We start from the raw sequence: 690 nt of genomic DNA, 5'->3' as shown, positions 1-690 counted from the left end.
CCGCCCACGCTGAGCACACCGCCGCCCGAAACAGTAATGTGGTCGGCGGTGCCGCCGGCTTCGACGATGACGCTCCCGGCATCGCCGACACTCGTCGCCGAGCCGCCGGCGAGAATGTCGAGCAGGCCGCCGGCCGAAACCTGTGCACCCGACGCGAGACCTCCGGGCGAAACGGTTTCCACACCGCCGCTGAGCACGAATTGATTGGTGACGATGCCGCTGTCGTTCAGCGCACCGCTGGCATAGACGAACATCGCGGTCGCCGTGCCGCCCGTCTGCACGTTCACCGTGCCGCCGGAGATCGCGGTGCCGAAGCCTCCGGACACACCCTGGACCACGCCGCCCGACAGCACGTTCTCGACGCCGCCGCTGTACACCCCGACGGTGCTCAGCACCGTTCCGGCGACATTGAAGACACCGCCGCTGGACACCGCGACATAGGCAGCCGAGCCGCCTGCCGACAGATTCAGGGTGCCGCCGGAAACGCCGGTGCCGGCGCTGTTATTACCCGAGATAAAACCGCCCGAGGAGACGTTCTCCACGCCACCGCTGAAGACACTAACGTTGCTGAGTACCTTGCCCATCACGTTAAAGGTACCGCCACTCGACACGCCGACAAAGGCGGCCGAGCCGCCAGCCGACAGGTTCAACGTACCGCCCGAAACGCCCGTTCCGGAGCCGCTCGCTCCC

The 690-nt window shown here is 67.1% G+C and carries 1 pseudogene; it reads right to left on the bottom strand.

From position 1 onward, the window contains the following. A pseudogene (locus H8B02_RS47640) lies at window positions 1-650 on the bottom strand (hypothetical protein); the annotation flags it as partial. Window positions 651-690: the final 40 nt, after the last annotated feature.

Origin of the sequence: Bradyrhizobium altum, from assembly GCF_020889705.1 — a bacterium.
Classification (GTDB): domain Bacteria; phylum Pseudomonadota; class Alphaproteobacteria; order Rhizobiales; family Xanthobacteraceae; genus Bradyrhizobium; species Bradyrhizobium altum.
This window is presented reverse-complemented; position numbering and strand designations above follow the sequence as displayed.